At 38.0% G+C, this 17,562-nt stretch carries 14 protein-coding genes and 1 riboswitch; of the genes, 11 read left to right on the top strand and 3 right to left on the bottom strand.

The window, feature by feature from the left end; genetic code table 11:
* Positions 1–174: 174 nt before the first annotated feature.
* Positions 175–2,325, top strand: a complete 2,151-nt coding sequence (locus BN985_RS13455) for a type IA DNA topoisomerase (protein WP_042223993.1) — start codon at positions 175–177, stop codon at positions 2,323–2,325.
* Between the two features lie 65 nt (positions 2,326–2,390).
* Here the strand turns inward: BN985_RS13455 and uraA are convergent, their stop codons facing one another.
* On the bottom strand, positions 2,391–3,680 hold the full coding sequence (gene uraA / locus BN985_RS13450; protein ID WP_042223992.1) for a uracil permease: 1,290 nt from the start codon (positions 3,678–3,680) through the stop codon (positions 2,391–2,393).
* Positions 3,681–4,109: 429 nt separating this feature from the next.
* Between uraA and BN985_RS13445 the strand changes: the two genes are divergently transcribed.
* The 4 genes from BN985_RS13445 (at position 4,110) to BN985_RS13430 (ending at position 7,723) form a co-directional block, all read left to right on the top strand.
* Positions 4,110–4,913, top strand: coding sequence for a hypothetical protein (locus tag BN985_RS13445; RefSeq protein WP_042223991.1), 804 nt, complete (start codon positions 4,110–4,112; stop codon positions 4,911–4,913).
* Positions 4,914–5,132: 219 nt separating this feature from the next.
* The gene (locus BN985_RS13440) at positions 5,133–6,347 is read left to right on the top strand and encodes an NAD(P)/FAD-dependent oxidoreductase (RefSeq protein WP_042223990.1); all 1,215 of its coding nucleotides are present in this window, start codon (positions 5,133–5,135) and stop codon (positions 6,345–6,347) included.
* Positions 6,348–6,560: 213 nt separating this feature from the next.
* Positions 6,561–6,818, top strand: a complete 258-nt coding sequence (locus BN985_RS13435) for a hypothetical protein (RefSeq protein WP_042223989.1) — start codon at positions 6,561–6,563, stop codon at positions 6,816–6,818.
* 50 nt (positions 6,819–6,868) lie between these two features.
* Entirely contained in the window at positions 6,869–7,723 is an 855-nt protein-coding gene (locus BN985_RS13430) for a VanW family protein (RefSeq protein WP_052360682.1), read from the top strand.
* Between the two features lie 68 nt (positions 7,724–7,791).
* Here the strand turns inward: BN985_RS13430 and BN985_RS13425 are convergent, their stop codons facing one another.
* On the bottom strand, positions 7,792–8,328 hold the full coding sequence (locus tag BN985_RS13425) for a YceI family protein (RefSeq protein ID WP_042223988.1): 537 nt from the start codon (positions 8,326–8,328) through the stop codon (positions 7,792–7,794).
* 185 nt (positions 8,329–8,513) lie between these two features.
* On the opposite strand from BN985_RS13425, the gene BN985_RS13420 reads away from it, so the two are divergent.
* The 3 genes from BN985_RS13420 (at position 8,514) to thiT (ending at position 11,543) form a co-directional block, all read left to right on the top strand.
* On the top strand, positions 8,514–8,759 hold the full coding sequence (locus BN985_RS13420) for a phage holin (RefSeq protein ID WP_408634687.1): 246 nt from the start codon (positions 8,514–8,516) through the stop codon (positions 8,757–8,759).
* Between the two features lie 165 nt (positions 8,760–8,924).
* Complete coding sequence (locus tag BN985_RS13415) at positions 8,925–10,715, top strand: M3 family oligoendopeptidase (RefSeq protein WP_042223986.1); 1,791 nt, start codon at positions 8,925–8,927, stop codon at positions 10,713–10,715.
* Between the two features lie 56 nt (positions 10,716–10,771).
* Positions 10,772–10,872, top strand: a riboswitch (TPP riboswitch).
* Between the two features lie 98 nt (positions 10,873–10,970).
* Positions 10,971–11,543, top strand: coding sequence for an energy-coupled thiamine transporter ThiT (gene thiT / locus BN985_RS13410; RefSeq protein ID WP_042223985.1), 573 nt, complete (start codon positions 10,971–10,973; stop codon positions 11,541–11,543).
* Positions 11,544–11,679: 136 nt separating this feature from the next.
* Here thiT and BN985_RS13405 read toward each other — a convergent pair whose 3' ends face one another.
* Positions 11,680–12,030, bottom strand: a complete 351-nt coding sequence (locus tag BN985_RS13405; protein ID WP_042223984.1) for a general stress protein — start codon at positions 12,028–12,030, stop codon at positions 11,680–11,682.
* A gap of 112 nt (positions 12,031–12,142) precedes the next feature.
* On the opposite strand from BN985_RS13405, the gene BN985_RS13400 reads away from it, so the two are divergent.
* From BN985_RS13400 to BN985_RS13390, 3 genes are all read left to right on the top strand, one after another.
* The gene (locus BN985_RS13400) at positions 12,143–13,564 is read left to right on the top strand and encodes a hypothetical protein (protein WP_042223983.1); all 1,422 of its coding nucleotides are present in this window, start codon (positions 12,143–12,145) and stop codon (positions 13,562–13,564) included.
* 189 nt (positions 13,565–13,753) lie between these two features.
* Positions 13,754–15,133 (top strand): Glu/Leu/Phe/Val family dehydrogenase, encoded by a 1,380-nt coding sequence (locus tag BN985_RS13395; RefSeq protein WP_042223982.1) that lies wholly within the window; start codon positions 13,754–13,756, stop codon positions 15,131–15,133.
* A gap of 612 nt (positions 15,134–15,745) precedes the next feature.
* Positions 15,746–17,488 carry a carbon starvation CstA family protein gene (locus BN985_RS13390; RefSeq protein WP_042223981.1) on the top strand — a complete coding sequence of 581 codons (1,743 nt, stop codon included), beginning with the start codon at positions 15,746–15,748 and terminating at the stop codon, positions 17,486–17,488.
* Positions 17,489–17,562 lie beyond the last annotated feature (74 nt).

Below are 17,562 nucleotides of genomic sequence, written 5' to 3'. Positions count from 1 at the left end.
GACAGCTTTTAATTGAGCTGTTTTTTTGTACGTTTAAAGAGAGAAAAACAACTCTTATTTGTAAACGGGTATTGTGGCTATCACTCATAATAGATATATAGTATAATAGGTTAATCGCTCCGATACTTCTCTCCAGTAATAAACCCCCAATAATTTGAAAAAAGGTGATTTATATTGAAGTTAATTCTTACAGAAAAACCATCTGTTGCAAAGAATATAGCAGATGCTTTAAAAGTGAAAACAAAAAATGATGGTTATTTTGAAGGTTCCGGCTATATCATTACCTGGGCGTTCGGCCATTTAGTAGAGCTCTATGATGCAAAGGATTATGACAGCAAAATGGCACGTTGGAAAATGGACAACTTCCCCTTTATTCCTCCTCAATTGAAATACAAAGTGAAAAGCAACCCTCGTAACAGAAGTCAGACAGACGGCGGAGCTGCTAAGCAATTAAAATTAATACATCGTTTAATGAAGAGAAATGATGTAGAAGCGATTATCTCAGCATGTGATTATGACAGGGAAGGTCAGTTGATTGGTGATAGTATTATTTATAGAGGCAGTAAACCCAACAAAACCGTTTACCGTCTACTTTTAAACGAGTGGACACCTGCAGAAGTTGTTAAGGGATTAGAAGAAGTGAAGCAAAATGATTTGATGAAACCATTAAGAGATGCAGGAATTAGTAGACAATGGGCAGACTGGATGATCGGAATTAATCTTACTTCTGTAGCGACATTAAAGTATCAAAAAGGGAAAGGGAAGGCGCTTAATATAGGACGAGTTCTTTTGCCTACTTTGAAAATTATTTACGACCGTGACAAAGAGATAGAATCCTTTGTTGCTGAAGATTACTTTAAGCTACATGCGACATTTCATACAAAAGACGGAAAAGAATACACTGGAACATATAAAAAAGGAAAACAGGAGAAGTTTAAGGAACGAAGTGCACTTGATGAATTCCAACGTGTTTTAGAAGGAAAAGAAGGAAGTGTAACAAATAAGCAAGTGGAAAAGAAAAAAGAATTTCCTCCATTTCTATTTAATCTATCAAACTTGCAAGGTTATATAACCAACAAATTTAACGGGTGGACTTCTGATAAGGTTCTTAAGGTAGCACAATCTCTATATGAAAAAAAGTATATTACATATCCAAGAACTTCCAGCATTGCATTAGAAGAAAGTCTTACAGGGAAAATGAAAAAAGTATTGGATAATCATATACAAGAACTACCTTATAAAGACGAAATAACTTTCCGAAAGACGAAACGCATATTTAATAATGCAAAAGTGGAAAGTCACAGTGCCATTACACCAACGTACTTGCTTCCGAAACGTCTGACAGCTGATGAGCGAGTTGTTTATACGGCAATTAAAAATCGCTTTATTATGCAGTTCATGCCTATAGCGGAATATGAAGAAACGAAGTTGGAAACCACTATTGCGGAACTAGAAGCCAAGTTTCACACCAAAGGTAAAGTGCAGCTTATAGAAGGCTGGAAAAAGGTTGAAAAGATAGTTTCCAAGGATACTTTATTGCCACTGTTAGAGCAGGGGGCTTCCGTGTCAGTGATAAAATCGGAAGTTACCAAGCATGTAACAAAGCCACCAAAACAGCATACAGAGCGGACATTACTACGAGTGATGGAGACTTGCGGCAAGCACATAAAGGAAGAATCAGACGGTGAAGCAGATGTGGAGGCAGTTTTAGATGGTTTTAGTATTGGTACAGCAGCCACACGGGCTGAAACAATAAAAAAACTGAAAGATGTAGGATATATAACAGCACAACAGAAAAACCTAACTTGTACAAAGCTGGGAAAGACTCTTGTAGAAACCTTCCCAGTAAAGCAATTGTTTGACCTAGAGTTTACAGGTCGCCTGGAAAAGTCACTGGCAGATATTCAAAAGGGGAATGAAAGCAAGCAGGAATTCCTTCAGGTGATTTCACAGTTTACAACAAGTTCTGTTAATCAGATAAAGGCGGATGAAAGTGAGATTATTAATGAAATCACTCCTGCCAAGATTTCCAATGAACCACTAGGGAAATGCCCAGAATGTGGAGAAACTGTCACAGAAGTTTACATGGGTTTTGCCTGTAATAAATGGAAAAAAGGCTGCAACTTTATCATTTGGAAAAATGACAAGTATTTAGCTGCAATGCGAAAGAAACCTACGAAAACATTAGTGAAAAATTTACTAACAAAGCGGAAAGCTTTTATAAAAGGATTAACAAGTAAAAAGGGTAAAAAGTTTAATGCCTATCTAACCTATGAAAAAAATGCTGAGAAAGACTACTATAGTTGGAAAATGGATTTCAAATAAATCGTTTTATTAATAAAAGCAAGCAGGCTGAAAAACTTAACAGCCTGCTTGCTTTATTTCATCTATTATTTTTCTTCATTTGATAGGTTGAAAGTTTCTAGCAATTTGAAGAATATTCCTAAGAGGATTGCTACAATCGTTGCTAGTCCCATTCCTTTTAAGGCAACTTCACCTATTTGTATTGTTACTCCACTAATTCCAATAACTAATACCACACAGGTGAGAATTAAATTGGTTGATCGATTATAATCCACTTTTGCTTCAACTAGCATCCGTAGACCACTTGCTGCAATAATACCAAATAGTAATAGTGAGATACCACCCATAACGGGAGCAGGGATGGAAGAGATTAATGCCGCCAGCTTTCCGACGAAAGATAGAACCACTGCAATAACTGCTGCTATACCAATGATCCAAGTTGAATAAACACGTGTAATTGCAAGTACACCAATATTTTCACCATACGTTGTATTCGGTGTAGAACCAAAAAAGCTAGAAATAATAGTGGAGATCCCGTTTCCAGCTAATGAGCGGTCAAGGCCAGGGTCTTTTGCCAGGTCCTTTTTTACAATATTACTTGTTACAAATAAATGACCGATATGCTCTGGAATGAGCACGAGTGCCGCAGGAAGAATAACTACGATTGCTGACCAGTCAAACTTCATTTGGTAAAAATCGGGTAATGAAATCCAAGCAGCCTCCTTCACAGGTGTAAAATCAACTAGGCCGAAGAAGTATGCAATAATATAACCAGCAATAATTCCGATTAAAATTGGAATGATTTTTAAAAATCCACGGAGTGTAACCCAGCAGACAATCGTAATAGCAAGCGTTAATAATGCAACAATTGCCACATTCATATCCATCGTCCAATCAGCTCCAGCATCTGCTGGGGCAATCCATCCTGCCATTTCAGCTGCTGTAGGAACAAGCTCAAGTCCAATAACTGCCACGATTGCCCCCATTGCTGCTGGAGGGAAAATGACGTCAATCCAGCTTGTTCCGACCAATTTCACAATGAAGGCAACCAATGTCAATACAATCCCTACTGCGAGGAATCCACCGAGAACATAGCTATATCCCTCACCCCCAGCATAATTGCCTAATACGACCATTACAGGTGAGAGAAAAGCAAAGCTTGAGCCCAAGTATGCTGGAATTTTTCCTTTGGTTATATATAAGTAAATTAATGTGCCAATACCGTTCATAAGCAAAATAGTGGCTGGATTAACCCCAAACAAAACAGGGACCAGCACGGTGGATCCAAACATTGCAAATAAATGTTGAAAGCTGAGCGGTAGGCTCTTTAATATTGGCAGACGTTCATCTACCTTAATTTCACGATAAGTTGCCATCTATATTTCCCCCTTGAGTTAACGAGTTACCTAGGAACCAAGAAAAAAACACCTTGCCTTTAAATGGCAAGGTGTTTCATGGAAAGAAGAAACCGTAGATATTCTCGTAGGTTTCTTCCTATAACAGACCTAATCTGTTCCACCTTGCCAGCCTCACTGGACTGGATTAAAGGTAACCGTAATTTTTATTCTATTAATTATTACGTATAAATACTTTGCTGTCAATTCTTTTTTTAAAATGTGTTTTTTAAGTTAGAAAAAGAGAGCAATTTTTGCTTCATATAATAGAAAGAAGTAGTGGAGGCAGAAAATTCTTCCATAATTACTAAAAATCGTTGTAAAAAATAGGCGAATATGCTTACAATAATAATAGATACCAATGTTCGTGGGAATTTGACATACATTTACATATAGTGAGGGAGCGGTGTTGTGAAAAATAAAAAACTAGTCGTCATTAATTTGCTCACCTTGACAGCATTCTTAGCTGTTGTTTTAACTGGTATTTACCAAGCAGAATTAAAGAAGAGCAAATTTGGAGAAGAAGAGAAAAGAGTAGAAACAACAGACAAAGCCAAAGAATCAAATGAAGCTGAAGAAAAAGAAGAGGAAGAAGCACTTACCATTACACCTGTAGAGGAGAAGAATGAACAAGAAATAAGAACGACGGCTGCAGGGGAGCTTATGAGGCAAAATAGTGCGCTCTTTATCCAGACATTAAAAGAAGCAAGCATTGTTGCAGAAGGCACAGAGGGAGAACTGGCCGATGACGAAATTGAGGAAGACCTTCCTATAGAAGATGAGTCAGATGCCAACACCACCGCTTTTGTTAATTCAAGCAACAGTACTGATAACGTTGGATCATCATCTTCTCAGAAAGAGAGCAAGGACACAAATAGCAATCCTGCTAAGAAAAATGAAAATGGGAACAAGAAGGGTACGAAACCAACAGGGGATTCAGGTGATGGAACTAAAGTCACGGGTGCCACAGATCAAGAATCCAAGCAAAACTCTAAAGAAGGAAAAGAGTCCCTTAAAAAACCTGTAGAAGAAAATAACAAGCCTTCTGAAGAACCGACACAGCCTGAGAAACCTGCCAACTCTGAAGAACCTGCAAAAGAAGAAAAAGAAGAAAAAGAAAATCCAAAGGAACCAAAAGAAGAAGAGGAAGAAGGAAAGGAAGAAGGAAAAAAAGAGAACCAAAAACAAGGGGAAGATGCAAAAGAAAACCCATAAAATAGGCAATGCAAGGAGTTTAACCTTTACCTTTTCTATGTGTCTTCTCATGTATATATGCAACTGATTATTAGCCTATTTAAAAAATCTTTGCTATTATAAAGGTATTATATAAAAAGGTTTTAGCGACATAGGATAAGATTCTAGCAAATCATTTATTTTTTTGACCGCTTTAACTTTTAATTTATAGAGTTTATCAAAGAAAGGTGGAAGTTTTTAATGAGTACAAGTAAACCAAAAATAGTTGTACTGGGAGCTGGATATGCAGGTCTCACTACAGCAAAACGACTAACAAAACAACTAACAGCAGAACAGGCAGAAATCGTATTGGTAAACAAACATAACTACCACTATGAAACAACATGGCTGCATGAAGTAGCAGCAGGGACTATTAACCCAAATCAAGCACGCGTTATGATTAGCGATGTGGTGAATCCGAATCGTGTGCGACTTGTGTATGATTCTGTAGTTAAAATTAATAAAGACGATAAGCGCGTTGTTCTAGAGAACAGTGAAATTGAATACGACTATTTAGTAGTAGGACTAGGCTTCGAATCAAATGACTTTGGGATTAAAGGAATGGCTGAACATGCTTTCGCCATTGAAGACATTGATTCTAGCCGTCTAATTAGTGAACACATTGAATACCAGTTTGCTAAATACAACAATGAAGAGAATGTAAGCGAAGAAAGCTTAAATATCCTTGTAGGGGGAGCAGGGTTCACTGGAATCGAGTTTGTTGGTGAACTAGCTCAAAAAGTACCAGAGCTTTGTAAAAAGTATGATATCGACCGTAGTAAGGTCCGCATTATTAATGTGGAGGCAGCACCATCTATTCTTCCAATGTTCGATAAAGAACTTGTAGATTATGCTAAAAGGTCTCTTGAAGATCGTGGAGTAGAGCTTAAAATTGGGGCCGCGATTTCCGAGGCTACTGCAGAAGGGTTTGTTGTTGGTGATGACAAAGAACTAATCAAAGCTGGCACGATCGTATGGACTGGTGGCGTAAAAGCAAGCTCCGTTCTTGGCGAATCAGGTTTTGAGTTAGTAAAAGGGAAAGTAAACGTAAATAGTGATCTTCGTCCTGAAGGTATAGAAGACATGTTCGTTATCGGTGATTGCTCATGGGTTTGGAATAAGGAAGCAGATCGTCCTTATCCATCAACTGCCCAATTGGCAATGCAAGAAGCTGACTATGTTGCAGCTAACCTAAAAGCTTTAATCACAAATCAACCGCTTCAAGATTTCAAGTTTAGTGATAAAGGTACTGTTGCATCTCTAGGACATTCTGACGGAATTGGTAACGTCCTATCAGGGTATAAACTTTCTGGGAAATCAGCAGCTACAATGAAAAAAGTAGTTGATAACCGTTCCCTATTCTTACTTGGTGGCGCTAAGCTGGTTCTTAGAAAAGGTAAGTTCCGCCCGTTCTAATAACAACAGAAAATAGTCATACTTGAGCGAGATAATTACGAGGAGGTAGTAATGAATGAAGAATAAAACATTATGTGGGTTTTTACTTGTACTTGCTTCGTTGGTAGGGTATAGATTACTCAGTGACTACACGGAAGATTCAAGAGATTTTAGATAAATAAAACGGGGCCATCCAGTATAGCTGGATGGCTTTTTACTATGAGGTGAAGTCGAATGCATACAGGTTTAATTATTTTCTTAATCTTTCTATTTATACTAGCTATAATAGGAACGTTTTTTGCACTTAGGCAAGAAGAGAATAAAATGAAAAAGTATGAAGAGGAAGGCGACACAACAGAGAATCAATTGGCTCGTTCCTTGGAGTATGAGTCTGCTTCCTTAAAGTCTAACGTACGTATACAAATTTGGATTTATACGATAACCATAACACTTGCTTTGCTCGCCTTTTTTATTTACCTTTATTTGAAATAAAGAATGTAACCCGCTTTGTTTCCTCATACTAAGTATGGGAGGTTAAAACAATGCGGATTTTTTTCATACTTGTTTTTTTGTTAAGCTTAATGGCTACTAATGTTTTTGCTTCGAGTAATGTAAGGCTGGACAAAATAGAGATAAGGCAATATGGTCTTTTTCCAGCTAAAGATTCTCCGTTTATTGATGAGGGTAGAATGCAAATATTAATGCGAGATTTACAAGAAAAAGTATCTTTACTGCCAAAGAATGCATATTGGTCAGCAGACAATGAACTTATTGCGGAAAAACCAGGTAGAACATTGGACAGGGAAACATTTGAAGTACTTTTTCGAAGTGCTTATTACGATGGCAACATAGAGTATATTAACGTTCCAACAATACCGGTTTATCCCCGGGTTGATCGATCTCTACTAGAGGAGATTCAGGCTAAAGAATTGGGGAGTTATATCACCTATTACAAGAAAAACAACAAAGAGAGGTCAGAAAATATAGCACTGGCCGCATCAGCGATTGATAGTAGCGTTATTTTTCCAGGAGAATCGTTTTCTTTTAACAATATTGTAGGGGAGAGAACTGCCGAAAGAGGGTACAAAAGGGCACCCGTAATTGTTAAAGGAGAACTTGCGGAAGATATTGGCGGAGGTATTTGCCAAGTATCCTCTACGCTGTTTAATGCTGTTGATCTAAAAGGGATTCAAATAGTAGAGCGTTACGCGCATAGTAGAAGGGTACCGTACGTACCTGAAGGAAGAGATGCTACGGTTAGTTGGTGGGGGCCGGATTTTGTATTTAAAAACAAATATAATCAGCCTTTATTAATAAGAGCACATGCTAATAACGGAAGAATGGTGGTTAGAATTCTTTCCTCGGACTCCGTAGGACCTTTTACAGGAGAATCATAGATGGTGTTGTCAATTAATAAACAAAAAACAGCAAGCACTCAAGATTAAGTGCTTGCTGTTTTTTTAAACTATTCTGCTTTATGTGCTTCAATTTCAAAGCTGATTGTAACGTCTTCTCCGATTAGAACGCCGCCTGTTTCAACAGCCGCATTCCAGGTAAGGCCAAACTCTTTACGGTTTACTTTTGTTTTTCCACTAAAACCAGCTACAATGTTTCCACTCATCGGGTCTTTGCTTTGTCCTTCGAATTCCACATCAAGTGTGACAGGTTTGGTTGTTCCGCGGATTGTTAAATCACCTGTTACGTCATATTCACTGTCAGACTTCTTGTTAATGTCTGTTGCAACAAATGTGATATTTGGGTGGTTTTCTACGTCAAAGAAATCAGCTGAACGCAAATGATCATCACGATCTTTATTTCTTGTATCAATGCTATTAACATCAATGGTTACTTCTACTTTAGAATCGGTAAGATCCTCGACATCTGCTTCAATTACAGCATCAAAATTATTGAATAGTCCCTTTGCTTTTGAAATCATCATGTGTTTAACAGAAAAACTTACTTCACTGTGTACTGTGTCTACGTTCCATACTGTTCTTGTCATCTTAAAAATCCCTCCAAAATTAAGTAATCGTTACGTTAGTTACTTTATGTTACTTAGTATAAAATTATAAACTCGTATTGTCAAGTAAATAAACATATCTTATTTCTTGTTCTTTTTAAATGTGGTTTGCCGTTCCAATTGATTAGCAAAATCGTAATATGAATAGAGGAAAGGAGAGAAAAGAAGTGGACAAAGGGACGTTCATTCGATCCGCCGTTTTATTTGTAGCGCTGGTTAATCAAATTCTTGTTATATTTGGAAAATCGCCACTACCATTAAGCAGTGAATTAGTAGAGCAATTTGTTGCTGTAACATTTACTGTTGTATCTTCAGTCTTTGCCTGGTTTAAAAATAATTACATCACGAAAAAAGGTAAACAACAAAGAGAAATTCTGGAAAATAGTGGTTTAACTAAAAAGAAACCTAACTAATATTTCTCCCTTAGCGCCTGCTTTGGGAGCTATTCATCTAACTCTATCTTAATCATTGAATAAAAAGGAAAATTCTCTATGGTGAAAATTGTTTAACTTTTCGTTATAATAGAAAGATAGGATAAAATGAAATAACTATAAATAACTAAAATGAGGAGAGATTTTATGCAACAGACGTTTGACCCGACATGGGATTTGGATGTTATATTTCCTGGGGGTAGCGACTCGGAAGCATTTCGTACATATCTTAAAGAGATTGAAAAAGAAAAAGAAACATTTTCTTCTGTGGTAGAGGCATTCACACCAGAGAAACAAGAGGTGAGTGCTGAAGAGTTAACTGAAGTAGTCACCAATCTTGAAAAGGTTATGAAAAAATTAAGAGAGGCTTCAGCGTTTATTAGTTGTCTGAGTGCACAAGACGTAACAGACGAAAAAGCGAGTCTTTTAGTTGGGAAGCGAAGTGACTTAAGGGCGGAAGTAGATGCCATAATGTCAAAATTTGAACAGAAGCTTGTAGCAATAAAAGATAATACGTGGGCTGCACTACTTGAAAATGAGGCGTTACAAGAACTTTCGTTTGTGCTTAACGAATACAGAGAACAGGCAAAGGAACTGCTTTCTGTTGAGCAGGAAGTTTTAATCAATGACCTGGCAGTTGATGGTTACCACGGGTGGAGCCAAATGTATGATACAATCGTCGGAAAAATGACCGTAGAGATAGAGGAAGACAATGAGGTTAAGTCTTTATCTGTCGGCCAAGCCTCCAATAAGTTAGGTGACCCAAACCGTGAAGTGAGAAAAGATGTTTTTAAAAAATTAGGTGAGGCTTGGAAAGAGCAGTCAGACCTTTTTGGACAGACATTGAATCATTTAGGTGGTTTTCGTTTGCAAACGTATAAGCATCGTAATTGGGATAGTGTCCTCAAAGAACCTCTAGCTATTAATCGTATGAAACAGGAGACGCTTGATGCTATGTGGGGAGCTATATCGAATAATAAAAAACATTTTGTAAAGTATCTTGAGAAAAAAGCAGAACTCCTTGGGTTAGAAAAAATGAGTATGTACGATATCGGAGCTCCATTATCAAATACAGTAAAAAAATCGAGTTATACTGAAGCAAGCAAATTTATTGTAGATCATTTTGGTAATTTTAGTCCTAAAATGGCTGACTTTGCTCAGATGGCATTTGACAAACGTTGGATTGAGGCGGAAGATCGTCCTGGTAAGCGTCCTGGTGGATTTTGTACTAGCTTTCCGGATAGTGAGCAAACTAGAATTTTCATGACGTTTTCTGGTACCTCTTCTAATATTGCGACTTTAGCGCATGAATTGGGGCATGCTTATCATCAACATGTAATGAATGACGTAAACGGATTAAATCAACGTTATGCTATGAATGTTGCCGAGACAGCGTCAACCTTTGCTGAAATGATTGTAGCAGATGCTTCCGTTAAAAATGCACAAAATAAAGAAGATAAAGTTGGTTTGCTTGAAGATAAAATCCAACGTAGTGTTGCGTTTTTTATGAATATACATGCGCGTTTTATCTTTGAAAACCGATTTTATGAGGAAAGAAAAGAAGGACTTGTATCAGTTAATCGCCTTAACGAGATTATGGTAGAGGCACAGAAAGAAGCTTATCAAGATGCGCTTGACGAATACGACCCGAATTTCTGGTCTTCTAAATTACATTTCCATATTACAGGCGTTCCATTTTATAACTTCCCATATACTTTTGGTTATTTATTTAGTCTTGGAATTTATGCAGCAGCTAAAGAACAAGGGGAGGACTTCGAGGATGCATATATAGCATTATTACGTGATACTGGAAGAATGAATGTAGAAGATCTTGCTATGAAGCATATGAATGTTGACTTAACAAAGCCTGACTTTTGGGAGTCGGCTATCCAGATATGTGTGGAAGACGTAGAAGAGTTTATCAAACTTACGCAATAGTTGTAACGTTCTTACTTGTGCGTTACAATAGAAGCAATAAAAAAAGCATAGTTTGAAAAGCCTACAGGGGGAGCCAATGGCTGAGAGTGAACATTTTTGTTCTTACCCTTTGAACCTGTTAGTTAGTGCTAGCGTAGGGATGGTGGCTTTTTTGATGGATTAAAAAGCAATGTGAGCGGATTCCCATCAGGAAGTCTTCCCCTTGGCATTGCTTTTTTTATTTTGTTTAAATCGCTTTAAAAAGGGGAGAGAGAAATGAAAAGAAAACGTACGCTATTTATGGTGGAGGTAGCCATATTCGCTGCTTTTGCTCTGTTGCTGGATATTATTCCGTTTTTGTCATTCAAGGTTTGGGCACAAGGTGGATCCATTTCACTTGCTATGATACCTATTTTTATAATTGCATTTAGATGGGGACTAAAAGGGGGGCTACTTGCAGGATTTCTTTGGGGGGTAATGCAGTTACTAATTGAACCCCGTATCTTTGTGCCACTCCAAGCGTTCCTGGATTATGCAGTTGCCTTTACAGTGCTAGGGTTTGCTGGGCTATTCCGTAATCAAGTTATGTCAGCTACGAAACAGGGAAAGACGGCGAATATGCTAACTTTTATATTGCTAGGAACATTTTTAGGTGCATTCCTTCGATTTACTGCACATTTTATTGGAGGTATTGTCTTCTTCGGTGAGTACGCACCAGAAGGGCAACCTGTATGGTTATATTCCTTATTATATAATGGCTCTTACATGCTACCTGCTATGATACTAAGTGCTGTACTGGTCTTTTTCTTATTCCATAAGCAGCCAAGAACTTTAATGAATGCAAATTAATATCTAAAAATCTGCTCACAGACAGGTAATCTCACTTAAAAGGGGGATTACCTTTTTACAATAAAGAAGAGCATGCCTACCAATAATGGTAGGCATGCTCTTCTTTATTTTGATTTAAATGTAAGATATTGAAAGTCTACATTAAATAGCTAGCTGCATTTTCATTATTTGTTACGATTAATAATACTTTACCTTCATCTAAATCTTCTTCATAATTTTCGGCTTCAGCTTGTGAAAAACCAATTTCTTGTAATTTCGTGCGAAGCTCGTCACCTTTACTGTTAAACAAGTTTCCAACTGCGTTGCCAAAATCCATTTCTTTTACTCCGATTGTATTGGCATCAGCACTTCCGGCGAGTCGCTTTGTACGATCATCATCATGGGATAACACATAGACATCTTCTCTGTTAATCCCTTTGTCTTTTAAAATACTTACATCTGTTTTTAGTACTTCATCGTTTGTGTATTCTTTAATAAATGGTTTCATGTGTTTTCTGCCTCCTCATAATGTTCTATGGTTTTTATATTCCCGGTAAGCAAAGAACTAAACATTCCCTTATTGCATAGGCTATACAACCATTGTAGAGAGGAAGGTCGAAATGGAGCTTACGATTTCTCATTGGATATATGGTCTATTTACTCTGTTAATTATAGGTACCATGATATTTCGCAAAGGGGTAGTGTTGCCTACACTACTTGGCACATTTGTGGTGGCGTGGGTATACAATGGAAGTATTGTGGCAGGGTTTAAAGCCATTTTTAACGCGAATCTTATTGCAGCCCAGGAATTGTTCAGTATCTTTTTAATCATCACATTTATGCTTGCACTGTTACATTCATTACGTGACCTTGGTGCAGATAAGCGGATGATCCAGCCAATTCAAAAGATGATGATAAATGGGCATGTTTCCTATTTTGTTCTTATCATTATTACCTATGTCATATCTTTATTTTTCTGGCCAACACCTGCTGTGCCACTAATTTGCGCATTATTAGTTCCAGCAGCTATTAGAGCAGGATTACCGGTTATGATGGCTGCAGTTGCCATTGCACTAGCTGGGCAAGGAATGGCATTATCCTCAGACTATATCGTACAGGTAGCACCCAGCCTGTCAGCGACAGCAGCGGGATTGGAAACAGCGGTGGTTGCAGATCGTGCGTTAGTCCTGTCTATTATTGCTGGAGTAGTGGCAATCTCATTAGCTTACCTGATTTACCGAAAAACAATACGAGGTAGAAACGATCCATTAATAGACTTGGAATTGAAGAATATGCAATCCATAAAAGAATCAAAAAATAAGGCACATACGAACAATTTATCAGCTTGGAGTAGAATTTTTGCAGTAGTTGTCCCTTTAACATTACTTGGTGTCGTTATATATATGATTTATGAAAAGTTGCTGGCTGGTAGAATGAGCGGGCTTGAAGGTGGAGATGGCGCTGCCTTTGTCGGTGGAGTGGCAGTCATTCTTCTATTGCTATCAACCATAGCCTTTGGCAAACAACATTCCCTTGATTATATTACAACACATATAACGGATGGTTTTGTGTTTGCCTTTAAAGCAATGGGGCCAGTTATTCCTATTGCAGGTTTCTTTTTTCTAGGTAGCTCTGATTTTTCAGGAAGCATCTTAGGAAATGAGGAGAATCAACCTGCTCTTCTATTTGATCTTGTTCAAACCAGCCAAGGATTTCTTCCTGAGAATGCGCTACTAGCTGCTATGAGCATACTAATAATTGGAATCATTACAGGTTTGGACGGCTCAGGTTTCTCGGGTCTCCCTTTAACAGGAGCTCTAGCAGCGTCCTTAGAGAATGGCACAATTGATGCAGCTACATTAGCAGCTATTGGACAAATGGGATCTATTTGGACTGGTGGTGGGACAATAGTGGCTTGGTCGTCACTTATTGCTATAGCGGGATTCTGCGGTATATCTGTAATGGAACTGGTTCGAAAAAACTTCCTCCCAGTTATTCTAGGGCTTCTTGCTGCAACCCTGTTCGGTATTTTCCTTTGGTGATAAACCGTTTTCATAGTTCTATCTGACTATTTTTGTTAGAATAATACAAAAGTGGGTTTTGTCAGTCATAAATGTCTTACTAACGAATAGCGCGCTTTCTAGTTGATGAAGGATTAACACGCTAAGGGTTATTATTTTTCAATATCTGGACTGAACCCATTGCATAATTAGTAGTCAGGAGGAACTGAAATGGGAAATAATACTGCATCTATCGTAGAACAGTCACTTACGGCATTGCTGGATGATTCATCTTTTTTGCCAGAACTTTCCGGAGAAGCGAGGGAAAAAGCGTTTACTTCTCTTACCTCCATACTCTCCACTCCAAATCATATTCATAAATCCTTTCTTAGAGTCTCACTTGAAAATGGTGAAGTAGTCAGAATCCCTGCATTTCGTGTCCAACATAATAACATTATAGGACCTTATAAAGGAGGGATTCGATTTCACCAATCAGTGGATGAAGAGGAAGTGAGTAATCTAGCTGCGTTAATGACATTAAAAAACGCCCTGCATGAAGTACCTTTTGGAGGTGGAAAAGGTGGGGTGATAATTGATCCACGTGAATTTAAGATTAAAGAACTAAATTTGATCTGCAAAAAGTATGTACAGTATTTTAGTGAGATTATTGGACCGGAAAAAGATATTCCTGCTCCAGATGTTGGGACAGGTGAACGTGAAATGGACTGGATGATGGGTGAGTATAAAAGTATACACCCTGGTATGAAGTATCGGGGTAGCTTTACAGGTAAAAGTGTCGTAAATGGTGGTTCCTTGGGGCGACGACAGGCAACAGGGAAGGGAGTTTATTTCTCCCTTCGCTATATGCTAGATGACTTTATTCAAGAGCAAAATAAGTGGTTAAGCGAACGAAATAATATTTTTGCTAAAACAGCCCTTGATCATAAAGACAAGTCATTGCGTATTGCAATCCAGGGCTTTGGTAATGTAGGGTCCGTTGTAGCAATGGAAGCTGACAAATGTAACTTCTTAAATAATAAAGTGGTAGCAGTGAGTGACAGAAATGTAACACTGTACAATTCTGATGGCCTCGACATTACGGAACTGATCAAATATACACAGGCCAACGATGGTGATTTGCCAATTGATAAGGAAAGGCTTCAGTCAGCCAATATTAAAGCGACTATTTGTGACAGGGAAGACCTGCTCACAATTGATGCAGATGTATTGGTATTGGCAGCGTTAGGGGGACAAATTCATCAAGAGAATATGAAGGAAATTAAAGCAAAGATTATCGTGGAGGGAGCTAACGCGCCGATTACGGGTGATGCAGACAAATACCTTAGTGAACAAGGGACAATTATTATACCTGACATTTTAGCAAATGCTGGAGGGGTAATCGTATCATATTTTGAATGGCTTCAAGGTAGAGAAACACAATTTTACACAGAGGATCAAGTTTACAATAAATTATATGACAGAATGCAACAAACCTTTGAAACGGTCTATCCTCAATTTTTTGGAGACGCCTTTCCTTTAAGGCAAAACTGTTATATCCACTCCGTGATGAAGCTATCTACCATACTATTTAAGCAAGGCAAGCTTTATTAAATTTTGTCAGCCATCTATTTGTTATCGTAACTTAATCTCGCCTGAACTGGCTGTAAGACCCTAAATTAAAGCGTTCTAAGTGCTGGGCAACTGCCAGTCGTGGTCGAACTTTGGTTCATTTAACTATTAATGGAGTATGTAAGGAAACCCGCACCAATTGAAGTTTCACTTTATAATATGGAAAAAGGACATTCTTTAGGAGTGTCCTTTTTTCTTTGGAAATAGAAGGGAGGAAAAGCTAGAATCTACTAAAGAATGATGTTCAGATAGTTTTTCTCAGCTCACTAATAAAATCTTTCTTTAGTAGAAAATTATATTTATAGATTATCAATTTACAATATTCTAAAATTAAGTTAAAATCATACTAATTTAAAGCGCTTACACATATGTGTATTAGAAACATGTCTTATTAATTAATTTGATGTGTTTATCCCGCATAAACTGGCAGTAAACCCATAATTCAAGAATTCGAGAGGGGGAATCATTTACTAACAGTGGGGTAACTGCCAGGCCAGTAAAGGTTCGATTCGTTCAACCAACAATTGTTTGGGACTAAGGAAACCCTAACCAAATGAAGTTGTAATTTATCACTTAGAAGAGGAGGAATTAGGTATGTCAGGAATTATAGTTGCACTAATAGGTATGGTTGTTTTTGCATTAGGATATAGATACTATTCTAAATTTGTAGCAGAGAGAATCTTTCGGCTTGATCCAAATTATGTAACTCCAGCTCACCGGTATAAAGATGGTGTTGATTTTGTGCCAACAAATAAATTTGTACTTTGGGGCCATCATTTTACTTCTGTTGCTGGGGCTGCTCCTATTTTAGGGCCAGCAATTGCCGTTTATTGGGGATGGCTTCCAGCTTTCTTATGGGTAATACTAGGAACAGTGTTTGCGGCTGGGGTTCATGATTTTGGAACTTTGGTTTTATCGGTTCGAAATAAAGGTCAGTCTGTTGGGACGTTAGCTCATCGGTTGATAGGACAGCGAGCTAAAATTCTTTTTCTTTTTATTATACTTATCCTTGTTCTAATGGTGAACGCAGTTTTTGCATGGGTGATATCAAATTTATTTATTTCCTACCCTGCAAGTGTTCTTCCAGTTTTTGTGCAGATTCCGCTGGCAATATGGATAGGCTATGCTGCATACAAGCGGAGTAAAAAAATGCTTATTCCGTCGCTATTAGCTTTAGGAGTAATGTATCTAACTGCAATTATTGCAAGCAGAGTGGATTTCTTACAAATTGATCTTGTATCATACTTTGGTGGGGAGGGAGCGGCTGGATTATTTGGTTTAGGGGCGACTTCTTCTGCTTTTCTTATATGGATTATTGTGCTTATGGTTTATGTATATATTGCTTCTACTCTTCCTGTATGGAAGTTGTTACAACCAAGGGATTTTATAAACTCCCACCAACTTGTTGTTGGGCTTGGTATTTTGTATTTAGGTCTTTTATTTTTAAATCCTGAAATGACTGCTCCAATAACAAATGCGAACCCGGATACACCTTGGCTTCCACTCCTATTTATTACAATAGCCTGTGGCGCTATTTCTGGTTTCCATGGTTTGGTGTCATCTGGTACATCGTCCAAGCAGTTAAATAAAGAGACGGACGCGCGATTTGTTGGGTACTTTGGTGCGGTAGGTGAAGGGATTCTTGCACTTGTTTCTATTATTGCTGTAGCCACGTTTTTTGCGAATTCTGATGAATTCTTTGCGACCTATTCTAGCTTTACAGATGCAAATGGTGCGGGACTAGGAGTTTTTATAGAAGGTGCAGCTAATTTAGCATCAGGGATAGCCATTCCACCTGATATTGCGACCACAATCGTTTCCATTATTGTAGTTAGCTTTGCTGCCACCACGTTAGATACATCAGTAAGATTAATGCGCTATATTATAGCTGAACTTGGTGTTGAATATAAGGTGCCAGCTCTTACCAAAACACATGTAGCTACAACAGTAGCAGTTGTCTCAAGTGCTGCTTTAGTGTTGTTGCCTGAAGGGCCAAAAGGTTTTGGTTCTGGAGGATACCAGCTTTGGCCATTGTTTGGGACTGCCAACCAATTGCTCGCAGGAATAAGTTTGTTGTTAATCGCGGTGTGGTTAAGACGACAGGGCAGGAACTATGCAGTAGTGCTTATTCCAATGATATTTCTTATGTTTATGACACTATATGCCATGTTCCAGCAAGTGATATTTGAATGGTCTTGGTTTGGAACAGGATCAAATACGCTTTTATTTGTACTAGGAGCCATCATCTTTGTGTTTGCAGTATGGATTATCTTAACGGCTTTCAGTGTTTTGACAGAGTCAAAGAACACAACAATTGATGATGAAGATAGGAAATAGTTTTGGGCCAGCTAGCTGGCCCCCTTTCCTTTTCACACAATGTAGTAAGAGAAATAGCAGCTAATGTATGCAAG

Origin of the sequence: Oceanobacillus manasiensis (assembly GCF_000724085.1) — a bacterium.
In the GTDB taxonomy this organism is placed as follows: Bacteria; Bacillota; Bacilli; order Bacillales; family Amphibacillaceae; genus Oceanobacillus_B; species Oceanobacillus_B manasiensis.
The sequence above is the reverse complement of the archived record's forward strand: the minus strand, read 5'-3'. Positions and strand labels throughout refer to the sequence as shown.

Coding starts and splice junctions, on each gene's coding strand:
- BN985_RS13405 (WP_042223984.1), bottom strand. CDS start 12,030: ATGAAACCATTTATTAAAGAATACACAAACGATGAAGTACTAAAAACA.
- BN985_RS13400 (WP_042223983.1), top strand. CDS start 12,143: ATGGAGCTTACGATTTCTCATTGGATATATGGTCTATTTACTCTGTTA.
- BN985_RS13435 (WP_042223989.1), top strand. CDS start 6,561: ATGCATACAGGTTTAATTATTTTCTTAATCTTTCTATTTATACTAGCT.
- BN985_RS13395 (WP_042223982.1), top strand. CDS start 13,754: ATGGGAAATAATACTGCATCTATCGTAGAACAGTCACTTACGGCATTG.
- BN985_RS13430 (WP_052360682.1), top strand. CDS start 6,869: ATGCGGATTTTTTTCATACTTGTTTTTTTGTTAAGCTTAATGGCTACT.
- uraA (WP_042223992.1), bottom strand. CDS start 3,680: ATGGCAACTTATCGTGAAATTAAGGTAGATGAACGTCTGCCAATATTA.
- thiT (WP_042223985.1), top strand. CDS start 10,971: ATGAAAAGAAAACGTACGCTATTTATGGTGGAGGTAGCCATATTCGCT.
- BN985_RS13415 (WP_042223986.1), top strand. CDS start 8,925: ATGCAACAGACGTTTGACCCGACATGGGATTTGGATGTTATATTTCCT.
- BN985_RS13425 (WP_042223988.1), bottom strand. CDS start 8,328: ATGACAAGAACAGTATGGAACGTAGACACAGTACACAGTGAAGTAAGT.
- BN985_RS13390 (WP_042223981.1), top strand. CDS start 15,746: ATGTCAGGAATTATAGTTGCACTAATAGGTATGGTTGTTTTTGCATTA.
- BN985_RS13440 (WP_042223990.1), top strand. CDS start 5,133: ATGAGTACAAGTAAACCAAAAATAGTTGTACTGGGAGCTGGATATGCA.